Genomic DNA, 16060 nt, shown 5'->3' on the forward strand with positions numbered 1-16060 from the left:
AGCCCAGGGTTACAAACGCCGCGCCAGCAATCCTGGGCTCCTGCCTGCGCAGGAGCACCAAGCCCAGGCTCAAATCCGCATCGATCCCGTCTCCATGAAGCGCTGGTGCCAGGACAGCGCTTCGCCGGGCAGCGACGGCGACTGCTGGCCGTAGGAACCCACCCGCGCCCGCGCATAATAATCCGCCAGCATCGGGCGATAATCGGGATGCGCGCATTTCTCGATGATGAGCGCGGCGCGTTGCTTGGGGCTGAGGCCCCGCAGATCGGCGAGGCCCTGTTCGGTGACGATTACCTGCACGTCCTGGCTGATATGGTCGACATGGCTGGCTTGCGGCACAATCGCCGAGATTTTGCCGCCCTTGGCGGTCGATGGCGTCATGAAGATCGAGACATAGGCGTTGCGCGCGAAATCGCCCGATCCGCCAATGCCGTTCTGGATGCGCGAGCCCATGACGTGCGTGGAATTGACGTTGCCGTAAATGTCGGCCTCGATCAGCCCGTTCATGGCGAGGCAGCCGAGTCGGCGGATCAGTTCGGGATGGTTGCTGATCTCCTGCGGGCGCAGGATCATCTTGTCGCGGTAGCGGCCCATATCGGCATTGAGCCGCGCCGCCGCCTCCGGGCTGAGCGAGAATGCAGTGGCCGAGGCCATGCGCAGCTTGCCCGAATCGAGCAGGTCGAGCATCCCGTCCTGGATCACCTCGGTATAGGAGGTCATGTCGCTGAACGGGCCGTTGACCAGACCGGTCAGCACCGCATTGGCGATGTTGCCGACGCCCGATTGTAAGGGGAGCAGCGAAGCGGGAAGGCGCCCGCGCGCCACTTCATAGGTGAAGAATTCGATCAGGTGCCCGGCGATGGCATGGGCGGCTGCATCGGGCGCGGCGAACGGCAGATTGCGGTCGGGCGCTTCGGTCTCGACGATCGCGACGATCTTGTCGGGGTCACAACGGAAATAGGCATCGCCAATGCGATCATCGGCGCGGACCAGCGGGATCGGCACGCGATGTGGCGGCAGCGCGGTGCCGTAATAGATGTCGTGCATCCCCTCCAAAGCGGGGTTCTGCCAGCTATTGACCTCGAGGATCACCTTGCTCGCGCGGTCGAGCCAGGTCTTGTTGTTGCCGACCGAGGAGGAGGGAATCAGCGATCCATCGGCGCGGATGCCCGATATTTCGACCACGGCGGTGTCGAGCGGCCCGAGAAAGCCCTGCCACGCCATCGGCGCGACCTGGCTTAAATGCATGTCGAAATATTCCATTTCGCCGCGATTGATCTTCTCGCGCGCCACGGGGTCGGAATTGTACGGCAGGCGGAATTCGATGCCGTCGGCCTTGGCCAGCGCGCCGTCGAGCTCGGGCCCGGTCGAGGCACCGGTCCAGATGCGCACGCGGAACGGGTTGCCGGCGGCATGTTCCGCCTCGATCCGCGCGGCGAGCGCCAGCGGGACCGCCTTGGGATAGCCCGAGCCGGTAAAGCCGCTCATCCCGACCGTGCTGCCCGAGGTGATGAAGGCGGCGGCTTGATCCGCGCTCATCACGCGCGAGCGCAAGGCTTCGCAAGCGATACGGCTGGTGCTCATTCCATCCCCTTTTCAACGATTGTCGTGACGCCGTCGGCTACACGCGCAAAGTACGGTGAGCGCAAGCGCCCCGGATTCGCGGGCACATGCAATTTTTGCAACTGTCGATGCGGCCCGTGCCGCCGGTTTGTTTGACCGACGGAGCGGTTCCCCCTTCAAAGATCGGCGCAACCGCGCGACACCTTCATTTGCGGAACACACGGCGGACTCGGGCGGGGGGAAACACGATGCGCGTGATGGTGGTGGTGAAGGCGACCGAAGACAGCGAATCCGGCCTTTTGCCGACCAGAGCGGCAATGGCCGATATGGACAGCTTCAATCGGGCGCTGGTCGAGGCCGGTATCCTCCAGCCGGGCGGCGGCTATGGTCTGAAGCCGTCCGCTGCGGGAAAGCGCGTCGCTTTCGACGGTGCGGACCGCACGGTCATCGACGGGCCGTTCGCCCAGCCACGGGAATTGGTCGCCGGTTTCTGGCTGTGGACCGTCCAGGATATGGCGGAGGCGGTGGCGTGGGTGAAGCGCTGCCCCAATCCGATGCCGGGGCCAAGCGAGATCGAAATTCGCCCGCTTTATGAGGAGGAGGATTTCGTCTAACCCCCGCCCACGCTCCGCCGCTATTTGATCGGCTGCTTTTCCAGCTTTCGCGCCAGCGTGCGGCGGTGCATCCCCAATTGCCGTGCGGTTTCGGAAATGTTGAAATTGTTCTCGGCGAGCGTCTGGTTGATCCGCTCCCATTCGAGCGTCTTGATCGAGGTCGGGCGGTTGCCGAGCGGGATCGCCACGTCCCCAGCGCAGCCGCCCTCGGCTTTGGCGAAGGCGGCTTCGATATCGTCGGTATCGGACGGTTTGGGCAGATAATTAGAGGCCCCCAGTTTGATCGCCTCAACCGCGGTCGCGATGCTGGCATAGCCCGTCAGCACCACGATCCGGGTGCGCGCATCGTGTGCGTGGATCGCCTGGACGCAAACCAGCCCGGATGTGGCACCGAGCTTGAGATCCACCACCGCATAATCAGGGGTACGCACGGCAAGCGCAGCTTCGACCGCCGCCTGATCCGAAGCCAATTCAACGGTATAGCCACGCCGTTCGAACGAGCGCCCGAGTGTCTTGGCCAGAGCAGCGTCGTCCTCGACGATCAACAGATGCTTTTCGCTCATCGTTCGCCCCATTCAATGGCCGAGAGCGGCAGCGTGATGGTAACCGTTGCACCCCCCTCGGCGCGGTTGCGGGCATCGACCGTGCCGCCAAGCTTGCGCATCGCGTTGACCACGAGAAACAGGCCGAGGCCACTGCCGAGCCGCGCGCGCGTGGAATGATATGGCTTGCCGAGGTTGGCGAGCATTTCGGGGGTGAAACCAGGGCCGGTATCGCGCACCGCAAGCACCAGCGATGCCCCGTCGCGCGTCACGTCGAGCGCGATGGGCTGGCCCGATGCTTCGGCGGCATTGTCGAGCACATTCCAGATCACCTGTTTCACCGCAGTATCGGCGACGATCGCCATATCGACCCCGAAGCGATTGTCATAAGCGATCGCTTCGGCGGAATGCTGCGCGCGCCATTCAGCGACGACTTCGTCGAAAAAGCGCTTCACGCTGGTGATGGTCGGGTTTTCGCCGCGCGCCTCGCCCGCTGCGAGCAGGATGCCGGTGACGATCGCCTTGCAGCGCGCGAGCGCGACCTGCATCTCGCTGATTTCCTCGGCAAAGCTCTCCTGTGCCATCAATGCCGGGGCGTGGCGCCAATCGTTGACGATCACCGAGAGCGAGGCGAGCGGGGTGCCGAGTTCATGCGCGGCGCCGGTCGCGAGCAGGCCCATGCGCACGATATGGTCCTCCTCGGCGGCTTGCTGGCGCATCGTCGCGAGACGGGCATCGCGCGCGCGCAAATTGCTGTTGATGCGCGTGACGAAGGCGACGAGCAGCACTGCAACCAGCCCGAAGCAGATCAGCGTGCCGATCATATACAGATCGCCCCAATCGGACACGAAACGCGGTGGCAGCGTGAGTGGAACGTGGACTTCGACCAGCAGGACAAAGGCGGCGCTGGTGATGGCGACGAGCACCCAGCTCGACCATGCTTCCAGCAGCACCGCGCCCATCACCACTTGCAGCAGATAAAGCGAGATGAACGGGTTGGTCGCGCCGCCGCTTTGGTACAGCAACGCCGTCAGCGCGGCGACATCGAGCAGCAGGCTGGCGAAGAGCGCGCTGTTGGAATTGGTCACACGGCGCGACAATTGCGCCAGGCTGACGAGGTTGAGCAGGACCAGCGCGGCAACCACCGACAGCATCGGCACGAGCGGCAAGCGAATCCCCATGCCAAAGCGGACGAACAGGATCGTCGCGCATTGCCCGCACACCGCCAACCAGCGCAGGTTGACGAGCTGACGCATATTGTCGCGTTCGGTCGTGTCGAAGGGGGCGGGGGGACTCATACGCTGCGCCGCGACGGACGCAGCAGCAGCGCCGCAGCACCAGCCACCATCGCGGCCAGCGCGAACCATGTCAGCGCATAAACCAGATGGTTGTTGGTGAAACGCACGACCGTCAGGCCTCCTACCGGGGCTGTGGTGGCCGGCCCGGCATCGGCGTCGATGAAATAGGGCGCGACAGGACCGAGCCCGCGCGCCGTGGAGATGGCCGAGACGTCGCGCGAATACCAGCGGTTCGTCGCAGGATCATTATAGCGCAGGAAGGCACCCTTGGGTTCCGTCAGCCGCAACAGGCCGGTGACGGTGGCGGTGCCGCCCGGTAAAACCGCGTCGCGGCGGGGCACGAAGCCGCGATTGACGAGGACGGTAAAGCCGTGATCGGTGACGAGCGGGGTCATCACCCAGAAGCCGGGGCCGCGTTCGGTGACGGCTTGTACCAGGGTCGCACGGTCGTCGCGGTAACGGCCAGTGACGGTGATGTGGCGGTAACCGTCGCTCTCGTCGGTAACATGGGGCCAGCGTTGCGGGCCGGGAGCGGCGATAGCGGGGGCGTGGACGCGCTGTTCGACGCGCGCGATCAGCGCCAATTTCCAGGTGCGGCGCTCGATCTGCCAGATGCCGAGCGCGAACAGGGCGGCGCAGAGCGCCCCCGCGACGATCAGCAGCAGCGCGATCGTCGCAGGGGATCGTCTCATTGCTGGCTCATGGCCTCGGCAATGGCGGCAGGCATCATGTTGGCGTTCATGTGGTACATCACCCAGATCGACCCGGCGAGCGTGATGACGATCACGATGACGGTGAAGAGCAGCGCCAGGAACGACCAGCCGCCTTCGGCGGTGGTCGTCATGTGCAGGAAGAACACCATGTGGACGACGACCTGAATCGCCGCCATTGCGAGCACGATGACGGCGGTGGTGGTGCCATCGAGTTTGCCGGTCATGACGAGTGCGAAGGGAATCGCGGTCAGGATCACCGAGAGGAGGAAGCCGATCAGATAACCGCGCAACGAGCCGTGCGGGGCTCCATCATGCCCATGATCGCCGTGTGCGTGATCGTCATGGCCGTGGTCGTGGCCATTGGCCGAGGTGTGCAGCGTATCGGCGCTCATCCGAGCACTCCCATGAGATAAACGATGGTGAAGACGCCGATCCAGATGACGTCGAGAAAGTGCCAGAACATGCTGAGGCACATCAGGCGACGGCGGTTGGCCTGGCCCAGACCGTGCATCCCGATCTGCACGACCAGCGTGACCAGCCAGATCAAGCCGACGGTGACGTGCAGTCCGTGCGTGCCGACCAGCGTGAAGAAGGACGACAGGAACGCGCTGCGCCACGGACCCGCCCCTTCATGGATCAGGTTCGAGAATTCGTAGAGCTCGATGCACAGAAAGGCGAGGCCGAACAGACCGGTGACGATCAGCCAGCCCTGCACCGCGCGGACGCTGGCGCCGGGCCGCTCCATCGTCAGCATGGCGAAACCATAAGTGAGCGAGGAGAACAGCAGCATCGCGGTGTTGAGCGCGACCAGCGGCAGCTCGAACAGCTCCCTGGGGCCTTCGCCACCGCCATAGCTGCGACCGAGCACGGCATAACAGGCGAACAGGATGGCGAAGATGAGGCAGTCGCTCATCAGGTACATCCAGAAGCCCAGCATCGTGCTGGCGCCCTCAGGATGATGATGCTCTTCGACTTCGTAGAACAGCGGGGCTTCGCCGTTCGCGGTCGCTTCGAAGGTTTGCGCGCTCATGCCGAAACTCCTTCGCTGGCGAGAAGGCGGGTGCGTTCGTCCTCGGCGTGGATCACATCCTCGACCGGGATGTAGAAATCGCGCTTGTAGTTGAACGAATGGCCGATCGCGAAGGCGAAGATGCCAACCACCGAGATGACCGCCAGCCACCACATGTACCAGATCATGGCAAAGCCGAAGGCGACGCTGAGCCCCGCGAGGATGACGCCGGTGCCGGTGTTCTTGGGCATGTGGATCTTGCGGAAGCCGGTGGTCGGGCGGACATAGCCGCGCCGCTTCATGTCCCACCACGCATCATTGTCATAGACGACGGGCGTGAAGGCGAAGTTGTAGTCGGGCGGCGGCGACGCGGTCGACCATTCGAGCGTGCGGCCATCCCAGGGATCGCCGGTCACGTCGCGCAGTGCCTCGCGGTTGCGGAAGCTGACGTAGAACTGGACGAACATTGCGCCCGTACCCGCCAGGATCAACAGCGCGCCGAAGCCCGCGACCAGGAAATAGGGCTGCAGCGACGCATCGTCGAACTGGCTGAGGCGGCGCGTCACGCCCATCAGGCCGAGCACGTAGACGGGGGCGAAGGCGAACCAGAACCCCAGCACCCACAACCAGAACTGCCGCTTGCCCCATACACGGTCGAGCTTGAAGCCGAACGCCTTGGGCCACCAGTAATTGATGCCGGCGAACATGCCGAACACCACGCCACCGATGATGACGTTGTGGAAATGCGCGACCAGGAAGAGCGAGTTGTGCAGCACGAAATCGGCCGGGGGCACGGCGAGCAGAACGCCGGTCATGCCGCCGATGACGAAGGTGAGCATGAACGCGACGGTCCACATCATCGGCAGCTCATAGCGGATGCGGCCGTGATACATGGTGAACAGCCAGTTGAAGATTTTCGCGCCCGTCGGGATCGAGATGATCATCGTGGTGATCGCGAAGAACGAGTTGACGCTGGCGCCAGAGCCCATCGTGAAGAAGTGGTGCAGCCAGACGAGATAGGCGAGGATCGTGATGACGATCGTCGCATAGACCATCGAGGTGTAGCCGAAGATGCGCTTGCTGGCGAAGGTGGCGACCACTTCGGAGAACACGCCGAAAGCGGGCAGGATGAGGATGTACACCTCCGGGTGGCCCCAGATCCAGATGAGGTTGATGTACATCATCGGGTTGCCGCCCAGGCCGTTCGTGAAGAACTGCATCCCGATATACCGATCGAGCGACAGAAGCGCGAGCACGGCGGTGAGCACGGGGAAGGCGGCGACGATCAGGGTGTTGGTGCACAGCGACGTCCACACGAACACCGGCATTTTCATCAGCGTCATGCCCGGCGCGCGCATCTTGACGATGGTCGCGATCAGGTTGACGCCCGACAGCAGCGTGCCGACACCGGCAATCTGCAAGCCCCAGATATAATAATCGACCCCCACGTCCGGGCTGGCGGCAATGCCCGACAGCGGCGGCATGGCGAGCCAGCCGGTGCGGGCATAATTGCCGACGAACAGCGAAATCATCGTGATGACAGCGCCCGCCGTCGTCATCCAGAAGCTGAAATTGTTGAGATAGGGGAACGACACGTCGCGCGCGCCGATTTGCAGCGGCACGACGAAGTTCATCAGGCCCGCCACCAGCGGCATCGCCACGAAGAAGATCATGATTACGCCATGCGCGGTGAAGATCTGGTTGTAATGGTCGGGCGGCAGGTAGCCGGGGTTGCCGTTGAAGGCCATCGCCTGCTGCGCGCGCATCATCAGCGCGTCGGAGAAGCCGCGCACGAACATCACCAACCCCAGGATGATGTACATGATGCCGATCTTCTTGTGGTCGACGCTGGTGAACCAGTCGCGCCACAACATGCCCCAGGCTTTGTAATAAGTGATGACCGCGAGCAGCGCGAGGCCGCCAACGGCGGTGCCGGCAAAGGCGACGAGCACGGGGATTTCATGCAGCGGCAACGCATCGAGCGTCAGGCGGCCGAAGATCGGGCTGATCGACGGCGACGAAAGGGGAAGCGGGGACGTCATGTCAGAAAGTCCTTCGGTCGCCGGCGGTCGCCGGGACGTCTGTTGCGCGGGTGCCGGGCATGGCCATTCCGGCACCGGTCAGGCGTGCGCCGGGTTGCGTGGTGGCGGGGATCGGAGTCGATGCCGCCATCGGCATGGTCATCGTCTGGGTCGGATGGCCAGCGGTGTGATGCCCACCGGCATCGGCCTGCATCATCGCGCTCATGCAAATCTCGCCCGGGGCGACGCAGCGGTTGGCGGCGGCATCGAACAGGCCGGGGGTAACGCTGGCGAAACGCATCACCGGCGTGTTGGCGCTGGGCTTGACCAGACCAAGATACCCCTGCCGGTCGAGCTTTCCGCCACCGGCACGAACGCGCGCGACCCATTGGTCAAACGCACCCTGCGACACCGCGTGGAAGCGGAAGTGCATCCCCGAAAAGCCGTCGCCGCTGAAATTGGACGAGAAACCCGCATAGTTGCCGGGGTGGTTGACGACCGCGTTGAGCTTGGTCGTCATGCCCGGCATCGCGTAAATCTGGCCGACCAGCGCCGGAACGTAGAAGGCGTTCATCACGTTGGAGGCGGTCAGGTCGAATTGGAGCGGGCGATCGACCGGTGCGGCCAGCTCATTGACGGTGGCGATGCCGTAATCGGGATAGATGAACAGCCACTTCCAATCGAGCGCGACCACTTGAACGCGCACCGGCTTGGCCGAAGCGGCGACGGGCCGCGCCGAATCGAGTCGCCCGATCGGACGATACGGGTCGAGCAGATGCGTGCTGGTCCAGGTCACCGCGCCAAGGCAGATGATGATGAGCAACGGCGCCGCCCAGATGACCAGTTCAAGCGCGGTCGAATGGTGCCATTCGGGCGAATAGGGCGCGTCCTTGTTGGTCGCGCGGTAGCGCCAGGCGAACAAAGCGGTCAGCGCCATCACCGGAACGATGATGAGCAACATCAGCACCGTCGAGAAAATCACGAGGTTGCCTTGCTGCACTGCAAGATCGCCCGCCGGATCCAGCACAACGGCGCTGCACCCACCGAGCAAGGCAGGCGCAAGCAGCGCCAAGGGGCGGAGTAAGGGGGTTCGGGTCATGCGGGCGCAGATACGCGGGGGACACAGGGCCTCCCATTGGACACTTTGTCCAATCCCCGCTGCAGTGCAGCACGCTTAGAGGGGGCGTTCGGCGATCATGCCGGGAGTTCGAACACCGATGACTGCAGCCACCACGCCAACCTCGCGCGCGATCGAAGCCGATGCCGGCCGAATCAATGCCGAGCATGGCGAAATCACCTCGGGCGAAATCGCGATCGGCGTCATCATCGGGCGTACGTCCGAGTTTTTCGACTTCTTCGTGTATGCGATTGCCTCGGTGCTGGTGTTTCCGACGCTGGTCTTCCCTTATGTCGATCGTTTGACGGGGACGCTGTATTCCTTTGCGTTGTTCGCGCTCGCTTTCATCGCGCGTCCGATCGGATCGTTCCTGTTCCTGGCGATCGACCGGGCCTTTGGGCGCGGCACGAAGCTGACCATCGCCCTGTTCCTGCTCGGCGGCTCGACGGTGGCGATCGGATTTCTGCCCGGTTATGCCGAAGTCGGTGTTTATGCCGCGATCCTGCTCGGCCTGTTTCGCGTCGGGCAGGGCGTTGCGCTCGGCGGTGCCTGGGACGGTTTGCCCTCGCTGCTGGCGCTCAATGTGCCCGAGAATCGCCGTGGCTGGTATGCGATGATTCCGCAGCTTGGCGCGCCGCTTGGCCTGATGGTGGCAGCCGCGTTGTTCGCCTATTTGACGAGCAGCCTGTCGGCGGCGGACTTCCTCGATTGGGGCTGGCGCTATCCGTTCTTCGTCGCGTTTGCGATCAACGTCGTGGCGCTGTTTGCGCGGCTGCGCATCGTCAGCACCGCCGCCTATCAGGACATGTTCGAAAGCCGTGCGTTGCAACCCGCACCGGTGATGGAAACGGTTCGTGGCCAGGGGCGCACGATCGTGATCGGCGCGTTCGCCCCGCTGGCGAGCTTCGCCTTGTTCCATATGGTCACGGTGTTCCCGTTGTCCTGGGTGTTTCTTTACACCAGCGGTGGGCCTGAGCGCTTCCTGGTGATCGAAGTGCTGGGTGGTGCGATCGGCGTGTTTGCCATCGTCGCCTCGGGATATCTCGCGGACCGGGTCGGGCGGCGCTATCTGCTCGGGGCGTCGGCTGCCGCGATCGCGGTCTTTTCGGGTTTCGCGCCGCAATTGCTGGGCGCGGGTGAAATTGGCGAAGTCCTGTTCATGGCGCTTGGCTTCGGTTTGCTCGGCGTGTCGTTCGGTCAATCGTCGGGCGCGGTCGCGGCCAATTTCTCGGGCGATTTTCGTTATACCGGTGCGGCCCTGACGTCGGATCTGGCGTGGCTGGTCGGCGCGGGCTTTGCGCCGCTGGTCGGCCTGTTCCTGTCGTCGCAATTCGGGCTGGCGGCGGCGGGTGCCTATTTGCTGTCGGGCGCGCTGGCGACGTTGGCGGCCTTGTGGCTGAACCGGGAATTGGCCGGTCGCGCCTAAGGCGTCAGGCGGAGCCGTTCCACACCCGATGCAGTGCCGGATATGGCGCTTTATCGTCCCGGATACGATCGATCTGCGCCATCAGGACCGAAAGCGTCCTATAATAGTACAGAATCGTATCGAGGGAAATACCGGGTTTCCCACCTAAGGAGTTGCCCTCAATTCGGCCGGATGCGCGCATTCGGTAGATAGCAATGGTCCGTTGCGGTTTGCAGCGGGCGCGTTGGGGGGAGAAGCGCGCGTGGACTTAAGCGACCATCAATCCATGTCAGTTTGTGCCAATCCGAGTGTTGGCCAGGGTGATCGGTACCGTATCAGCATTGCGATCGATGTAGTGAACGCGCGTGCGCTGTGGAACGCGGCGTTGAGCCGCGGCCTGATGGCACCGGGTGCGACGTTTGAGGATGTGGTCGATACGATCGGTCCGAGCGACGATCCCGCGATTGTGGACTGCCTGGCGATGCTTGCTTTGCCCGCCGATTTGAAAGGGTGTTCGATCGAGGATTTCACGATCGACGCGGCGATTTCGCGCGGAATCGCCGATCCATCGGTGTCCTGGGCCGGCTTGTCCGCCACTGCACGCTGAACTGCGTGGTCGGGCGTGGCGAGTCGCCTCGCCCGACACTATCGGAAATTTCCGACAATAATTCCATTACAAGCTGAGTTAGGGTGAGATCTGCCGGGACCATTGGGGGCTGATGCGGGCAGATCTCTCTTATACTATAGAGCAATTTGTTAAATTTTCAAATACAGCGAAAATTATTTTATTCAGGCACCTGTTGCGGCAACGCCAAGTAACTTGTCCGATCCGTAGAGCGCCCCGTTGACGTTCAGCGTCAACGTACCGTTGGATGCGCTCACTTCCTGAACGGTTCCGTGCGAGTGGATGGTGACGGGCACGGGATTGCCCGCCGCATCGGTCGCGGCGATCGCCAGCGTGTAGCTGCCGGGCGCGGCGGTCGATCCGTCGGCGAGCTTGCCGTCCCACGACAGCGCACCCTGGATGTTCGCGGCCATCGGGCCCGTCATCACAACCTTGCCGGTGGAATCGGTAATCGACGCGGTGACCGCGGAGACCGGGCGGTCGGCGGTATAGGTCCAGGCGGCGGGCGTACCTGCGGCGAGGCCGGCGACATCCGAATTGAGCGTGACGCTGCGTCCGATCATGCCCGAAGCCTGAGTCAGGCCCTGGCTGGTAAGGTTGGTGAGGATCGAGTTCAGCGTGGCGTTCTGCTGCACCGATTGCTCGACCTGCGAATATTGCACGAGCTGCTGGGTATATTGCGAGGTGTCCATCGGGCTCAGCGGATCCTGATTCTGCATCTGGGTGGTGAGCAGCTTCAGGAACATATTGAAGTCCGCCTTGATTCCCGTCGCTGGCGCGGCGGCGGTGACCGCAGCGGCGGCGGATGGGGTGGTGGCGCCAACGGCAGTTGTCGTGGTCATCGGTCTGGGGCCTTATGCTAGGAAATCGACACGACCGCTGGTGCGCAGCGGCTGATAGGAATCGGGAATGGGCGGGGGCGCGGAGTCGCGTTGCTCGCCGCGCTGGTTAAAGGGTGCAAAGGGGGACTGTTGGCGCGATCCGGCAGTCTGGCCACCGGCGCCACTCCCCTGGAAATTGAGGCTGCCCGAGTCGGAGCGGACCCCCGCCTGATCGAGCGCGCGGGACAGATCGACGCTGTCGCGGCGCAGCAAATCGAGCGCGGCGGGGTTTTCCGCGCGCAATGTCGCCCGTAAATTGCCATCCTCGAACGCGATCTTGACCTCGATCCGGCCAAGGCTGGCCGGGCTGAGGTGCAGCGTCATTTCGTCCCCGCCCGCGCCGACGCGATGCGCGATTGCAACGCCGGTTTCGCGCCCGATCCGCCCGGGCTGCGCCGAAATTATCGTGCGCGGCGCTGGCGCGACGATCGGGCCGTGCGCGGTGACTGGCAAGGCGGGGATCATCGTGGTGGCAGGGGCCGATGTGGCGGCGCGGTCAGTCAGCGCGGTGTCGGGTGGTGCGGGGGCAAATGCCGGGGCGGCGGTCGCGACGGAAGCGGGGCTGGCGCCGGCAGGGGACGCTGGCACGGTGCCAGCACCGGGCGGGACGATGGCGGGAGGGGCGATGTCGCGCGAATTGGGGGTGTTGGGCGACGATGCGGGCGTGTCTTGCGGTGCGGTTGGCGGTGCTGGCGATGCCGTCGCGGCGAGCGGGAGCGCGCTTGCCGCAGGGACCGACGCGATGGCCTGCGGATTGGTGGTGCTCGGCGCGGGGCGGTCGCTTGCGGCCACCGTCTCGGCGGGAGCGGTGACGTGTCCACGCCGCGCCGGGCGCGACGCCTGGGGCGCGGCGGGGGACGCAGGAGCTTCCGTCAGCGCCGTTACAACCGCGACTGCCGGGGCCGTGGCTGCCATCGCCGTGCCCTGAGGGAGTGACGCAACGGTCTGCACCGCGATTGCGGGGGCGGGAGGGGCGGGTGGCTGATCCAGAGTCGGGGCAGCGCTTTCCGCAACCGGCGTGGTCGGCACGGGCGGGGTCGGCAGGGCGGGCGACGGCGATGATGGTGCGGGTGCGGTGGCCACCGTGGCGCTATTGTCCGCCGATGGCGTGGGCAGATGGGCCGAAGGTGCGGATGCGTCGGGCGCGGCCTCGCTCTTGCGAACCGGCGGCGTGGACGCGGCGGTTGCTACCGAAACGGTCGGACTTGGCGGGGCCGCATTGGTGGCTACGGCGGGAAGCGCGGTCGGTGTCGTTGTCGCCTCCACCGCAACGGGAGTCGGGAGGGGGGCGGGCGTGTCGGGGGACACCGGCACCGGCGCGGTGATGGTCGAGGGCGCCGCCGTCGGGATCGGTGTCGCCGTTATGGCGGGATCCGGCGTGGCGACGCGGGGTCCGCCGCTTTTAATTTTGGGGGATCGCGGCGTGGCGGTGGCCGGATTGGCTGTTTCCGGGGCCGGACCCTCGGCTACAGCTTCCACACTGCCGCGTATTGCGATCTGGGCCTGTTGCTGAACGCCGACCGACGCTTCGGCGACCGGCGGCTTTGCGGGCGTATCAGATGCGTTGGCACCAGCCGGAGTGGGCGAGGGTAAGGGGGCGGCATCGATCGGGCCGCTGGCACCGATGGTGATGGCGGGTTGTGCGGGGCTGGCCGCGCGGTCGCTGGGCAGCGGGCGTGCGTTGGGCGATTGCGGCGTCGGCGCGGGAGGGGGCGGGGCGAGCGGCGTCGTGGCGGGCACCGCGAGAGTGTCGCCGTTCGCAGCCGCCACCGTGGGCGCAGCGGTGAGGACTGCGGCTGGGGTTGCCATGATGGTGGCGGGCACGGTTGGCGCAGCTCCGGTCGCAGCGGTCAGCGTGATGGGAATCGTCGAGATTGCTGGGTCGGGCAGCGCTGGCTTGAGCACGGTCGCGGGCGCGTGGCCGAGCATTGCCAGCGCGGTGAATGCCATTGCGCTGCTGTCCCCGGTGGCGGTGGCGACCGGTAACGCCGGGGTGGCGGATGCGTCGGGTGAAAATGCAAGCGAAAGCACATCGCCCAACGTGGCGGCAAAGCCTTGCGCTACGACGTTGGGGCGACCGATCGCGCCGGGCAATCCGGCCATTCCGCTTCCGACGATCTCCATGCAGTCCCTTTCACGGCGTGCCCTTCCCTCCATTATAGGCGGGTCGCGGGCGAAGCGTGCTCAACTGACAGTGCCGAGTGCGCGAATGCGGGCGCGGGCGTGGATTTCGTTCTGCGATAGCACCACGGTCGATGGTCGCACGCGCTCGATGATCGAGCGGACGAACGGGCGCACGCTCGGGTTGGTGAGCAGGCACGGAATCTCGCCGCTCTCGGCCAGCCGATCATAGGTTTCGCGCACCGCCGAGACGAAACCCTGCAACGTCGAAGGGGCCATAGCGAGCTGGCGGTCGTCGCCCGTCCCGACGATACTGTCGGCAAAGGCGGCATCCCATTCGGGCGACAAGGTCACCACCGGAATGGCGTTGTCGCGCGTTTGCGCCACCGAAATCTGGCGGGCGAGGCGCGAACGGACATGTTCGGTCAGCATCGTCAGGTTGCTGGTCGAGGGGGAGGCCTCGGCAATCCCTTCCAGGATGGTTGGGATATCGCGGATCGAAATCCCCTCCGACAACAGGTTCTGCAGGATGCGCTGCACGCTCGACACCGAAACCTTGGACGGCACGATGTCGGCGACCAGCTTGGCGGCGTCCTTGTGGATGTCGCCGAGCAGCTTCTGCGTTTCGGTATAAGAGAGCAGATCCGCGATATTGTCTTTCACCAGCTCGGTCAGGTGCGTGGTGATGATGGTGCCGCAATCGACGACCGTCAGGCCGCGAAAGCCCGCTTCCTCGCGCAATTCGCGGTCGATCCACAAAGCAGGCAGGTTGAACACCGGCTCGCGCGTCGGTTCGCCGGGCAGGCCGGGCGCGCCGCCGCCGGGGTTGATGAGCAGCAATTTGTCGAGCCGCACCTCGCCGCGCGCGGCTTCGCTCTCCTTGATGTAGATGACATATTCGCTCGCCCCCAGCGCCATATTGTCGATGATGCGCACGGCGGGCAGCACGAAGCCGTAATCTGTCGCCATCTGGCGGCGGAGCGCGCGCACCTGATCGTCAAGGCGGGGTTCGCGCGTCGCATCGTTGATGATCGGCAGCAGCGCATAGCCGATTTCGATGCGCAGCGCATCGATCGCCAACGTCTGCGCGATCGGTTCCTCGACGATCTTGACCGTCGCGGCTTCGGTCGCTTCGGCCATCCGCTCGGCATTGGCGGTGGCGATTGCCTTGCGGCTCATGCTCCAGGCGAGCCAGCCCGACAGGCCGGCAAAGGCGGCGAACGGCACGAACGGCAGGCCGGGCATCAGCGCCAGCGCGCCCATCAGGAAGGCGACCATGCCGAACGCCTTGGGGAAGCGGCCGAGCTGTTCGCCCAGCGCATTGCCCGTCTTGCCGCGCGCGCTGCCCTTGGACACCAACATGCCCGCCGCGACCGACACGATCAGCGCTGGAATCTGGCTGACCAGGCCATCGCCTGCGGTGAGCACGGTATAGCTGTGGAACGCCTCTGCAACCGGCACGCCGTGCGAGAAGACGCCGATGCCGAGCCCGACGATGATGTTGATCGCAGTAATCAGCAGGCTGGCGACGGCATCGCCCTTCACGAATTTGGAGGCACCGTCCATCGAGCCGTAAAAGCCGCTTTCGGCCTCCACCTCGGCACGGCGCTCCTTGGCTTGTTCTTCCGAAATCATGCCGGCCGAGAGATCGGCATCGATCGCCATCTGCTTGCCGGGCATGGCGTCCAGGCTGAAGCGCGCGGCGACTTCGGCGATTCGGCCCGCACCCTTGGTGATGACGACGAAGTTGATCACGATCAGGATGGCGAAGATGGTCAGGCCGATGATCGTCTCGCCGCCCATCAGGAATTCACCGAACGCGCCGATCACGCCGCCTGCCGCTTGCGGCCCCTCATGCCCGTGGCCCAGGATCAATCGGGTCGAGGCGAGGTTGAGGCCCAGGCGCAGCATCGTCGCGATCAGCAGGATCGTCGGGAAGGCCGAGAGTTGCAGCGGCTTTTCGATGAACAGCGAGGTCATCAGGATCATCACCGACAAGGTGATCGACAAAGCGAGACCAATGTCGAGCAGCCATGCCGGGATCGGCAGGATGAGCATCCCGATGATGGCGATGACGCCGAACGCCAGCGCCAGATCGCGTCCGGCGCCAATCCGTTCGAGCAGGCGGGTAATCGGTTCGGGCAGGACCAT

14 protein-coding genes are annotated in these 16060 nt (G+C 64.7%); 3 read left to right on the forward strand and 11 right to left on the reverse strand.

Annotated elements, in window-relative coordinates; all coding sequences use genetic code 11:
* Nucleotides 1-69 precede the first annotated feature (69 nt).
* Entirely contained in the window at nt 70-1584 is a 1515-nt protein-coding gene (locus WC704_RS07150; RefSeq protein ID WP_372889231.1) for an acetyl-CoA hydrolase/transferase family protein, read from the reverse strand.
* 227 nt (nt 1585-1811) lie between these two features.
* Here WC704_RS07150 and WC704_RS07155 point away from each other — a divergent pair, with 227 nt between their 5' ends.
* Nucleotides 1812-2177 carry a YciI family protein gene (locus tag WC704_RS07155; RefSeq protein WP_372889232.1) on the forward strand — a complete coding sequence of 122 codons (366 nt, stop codon included), beginning with the start codon at nt 1812-1814 and terminating at the stop codon, nt 2175-2177.
* 20 nt (nt 2178-2197) lie between these two features.
* On the opposite strand, the gene WC704_RS07160 is transcribed toward WC704_RS07155, so the two are convergent.
* The 7 genes from WC704_RS07160 to cyoA are packed head-to-tail and all read right to left on the reverse strand — an operon-like array spanning nt 2198 to nt 8859.
* On the reverse strand, nt 2198-2740 hold the full coding sequence (locus tag WC704_RS07160) for a response regulator transcription factor (RefSeq protein WP_372889233.1): 543 nt from the start codon (nt 2738-2740) through the stop codon (nt 2198-2200).
* Nucleotides 2737-4017, reverse strand: a complete 1281-nt coding sequence (locus tag WC704_RS07165; RefSeq protein ID WP_372889234.1) for an ATP-binding protein — start codon at nt 4015-4017, stop codon at nt 2737-2739. Before WC704_RS07165 ends, WC704_RS07160 begins: the two co-directional genes overlap by 4 nt.
* Nucleotides 4014-4709 carry an SURF1 family protein gene (locus WC704_RS07170; protein ID WP_372889235.1) on the reverse strand — a complete coding sequence of 232 codons (696 nt, stop codon included), beginning with the start codon at nt 4707-4709 and terminating at the stop codon, nt 4014-4016. The genes WC704_RS07165 and WC704_RS07170 overlap by 4 nt, the downstream gene beginning before the upstream one ends.
* Nucleotides 4706-5122, reverse strand: coding sequence for a cytochrome o ubiquinol oxidase subunit IV (cyoD, locus tag WC704_RS07175; protein ID WP_372889236.1), 417 nt, complete (start codon nt 5120-5122; stop codon nt 4706-4708). The genes WC704_RS07170 and cyoD overlap by 4 nt, the downstream gene beginning before the upstream one ends.
* Nucleotides 5119-5760, reverse strand: a complete 642-nt coding sequence (gene cyoC, locus WC704_RS07180) for a cytochrome o ubiquinol oxidase subunit III (protein WP_372889237.1) — start codon at nt 5758-5760, stop codon at nt 5119-5121. Before cyoC ends, cyoD begins: the two co-directional genes overlap by 4 nt.
* Nucleotides 5757-7781: a cytochrome o ubiquinol oxidase subunit I gene (gene cyoB, locus WC704_RS07185; RefSeq protein WP_372889238.1), complete on the reverse strand. Its 2025-nt coding sequence runs from the start codon at nt 7779-7781 to the stop codon at nt 5757-5759. The genes cyoC and cyoB overlap by 4 nt, the downstream gene beginning before the upstream one ends.
* A gap of 1 nt (nt 7782) precedes the next feature.
* The gene (gene cyoA, locus WC704_RS07190; RefSeq protein ID WP_372889239.1) at nt 7783-8859 is read right to left on the reverse strand and encodes a ubiquinol oxidase subunit II; all 1077 of its coding nucleotides are present in this window, start codon (nt 8857-8859) and stop codon (nt 7783-7785) included.
* Nucleotides 8860-8977: 118 nt separating this feature from the next.
* Between cyoA and WC704_RS07195 the strand changes: the two genes are divergently transcribed.
* Together WC704_RS07195 and WC704_RS07200 are read left to right on the forward strand one after the other, a co-directional pair.
* Nucleotides 8978-10303, forward strand: a complete 1326-nt coding sequence (locus WC704_RS07195; protein WP_372889240.1) for an MFS transporter — start codon at nt 8978-8980, stop codon at nt 10301-10303.
* 265 nt (nt 10304-10568) lie between these two features.
* A complete protein-coding gene (locus WC704_RS07200) occupies nt 10569-10889 on the forward strand; it encodes a hypothetical protein (protein ID WP_372889241.1) in 321 nt (106 codons plus the stop codon).
* A gap of 182 nt (nt 10890-11071) precedes the next feature.
* Here WC704_RS07200 and WC704_RS07205 read toward each other — a convergent pair whose 3' ends face one another.
* Genes WC704_RS07205 through flhA form a run of 3 tightly spaced genes read right to left on the reverse strand, consistent with a single transcriptional unit; the run spans nt 11072 to nt 16060 of the window.
* On the reverse strand, nt 11072-11749 hold the full coding sequence (locus tag WC704_RS07205) for a flagellar hook assembly protein FlgD (protein ID WP_372889242.1): 678 nt from the start codon (nt 11747-11749) through the stop codon (nt 11072-11074).
* A gap of 12 nt (nt 11750-11761) precedes the next feature.
* On the reverse strand, nt 11762-13912 hold the full coding sequence (locus WC704_RS07210) for a flagellar hook-length control protein FliK (protein ID WP_372889243.1): 2151 nt from the start codon (nt 13910-13912) through the stop codon (nt 11762-11764).
* Nucleotides 13913-13972: 60 nt separating this feature from the next.
* Complete coding sequence (gene flhA, locus WC704_RS07215; RefSeq protein WP_372889543.1) at nt 13973-16060, reverse strand: flagellar biosynthesis protein FlhA; 2088 nt, start codon at nt 16058-16060, stop codon at nt 13973-13975.

The organism is Sphingomonas sp., from assembly GCF_041661885.1.
In the GTDB taxonomy this organism is placed as follows: domain Bacteria; phylum Pseudomonadota; class Alphaproteobacteria; order Sphingomonadales; family Sphingomonadaceae; genus Sphingomonas.

Coding starts and splice junctions, on each gene's coding strand:
- WC704_RS07150 (WP_372889231.1), bottom strand. CDS start 1,584: ATGAGCACCAGCCGTATCGCTTGCGAAGCCTTGCGCTCGCGCGTGATG.
- WC704_RS07155 (WP_372889232.1), top strand. CDS start 1,812: ATGCGCGTGATGGTGGTGGTGAAGGCGACCGAAGACAGCGAATCCGGC.
- WC704_RS07160 (WP_372889233.1), bottom strand. CDS start 2,740: ATGAGCGAAAAGCATCTGTTGATCGTCGAGGACGACGCTGCTCTGGCC.
- WC704_RS07165 (WP_372889234.1), bottom strand. CDS start 4,017: ATGAGTCCCCCCGCCCCCTTCGACACGACCGAACGCGACAATATGCGT.
- WC704_RS07170 (WP_372889235.1), bottom strand. CDS start 4,709: ATGAGACGATCCCCTGCGACGATCGCGCTGCTGCTGATCGTCGCGGGG.
- cyoD (WP_372889236.1), bottom strand. CDS start 5,122: ATGAGCGCCGATACGCTGCACACCTCGGCCAATGGCCACGACCACGGC.
- cyoC (WP_372889237.1), bottom strand. CDS start 5,760: ATGAGCGCGCAAACCTTCGAAGCGACCGCGAACGGCGAAGCCCCGCTG.
- cyoB (WP_372889238.1), bottom strand. CDS start 7,781: ATGACGTCCCCGCTTCCCCTTTCGTCGCCGTCGATCAGCCCGATCTTC.
- cyoA (WP_372889239.1), bottom strand. CDS start 8,859: ATGACCCGAACCCCCTTACTCCGCCCCTTGGCGCTGCTTGCGCCTGCC.
- WC704_RS07195 (WP_372889240.1), top strand. CDS start 8,978: ATGACTGCAGCCACCACGCCAACCTCGCGCGCGATCGAAGCCGATGCC.
- WC704_RS07200 (WP_372889241.1), top strand. CDS start 10,569: ATGTCAGTTTGTGCCAATCCGAGTGTTGGCCAGGGTGATCGGTACCGT.
- WC704_RS07205 (WP_372889242.1), bottom strand. CDS start 11,749: ATGACCACGACAACTGCCGTTGGCGCCACCACCCCATCCGCCGCCGCT.
- WC704_RS07210 (WP_372889243.1), bottom strand. CDS start 13,912: ATGGAGATCGTCGGAAGCGGAATGGCCGGATTGCCCGGCGCGATCGGT.
- flhA (WP_372889543.1), bottom strand. CDS start 16,060: ATGGTCCTGCCCGAACCGATTACCCGCCTGCTCGAACGGATTGGCGCC.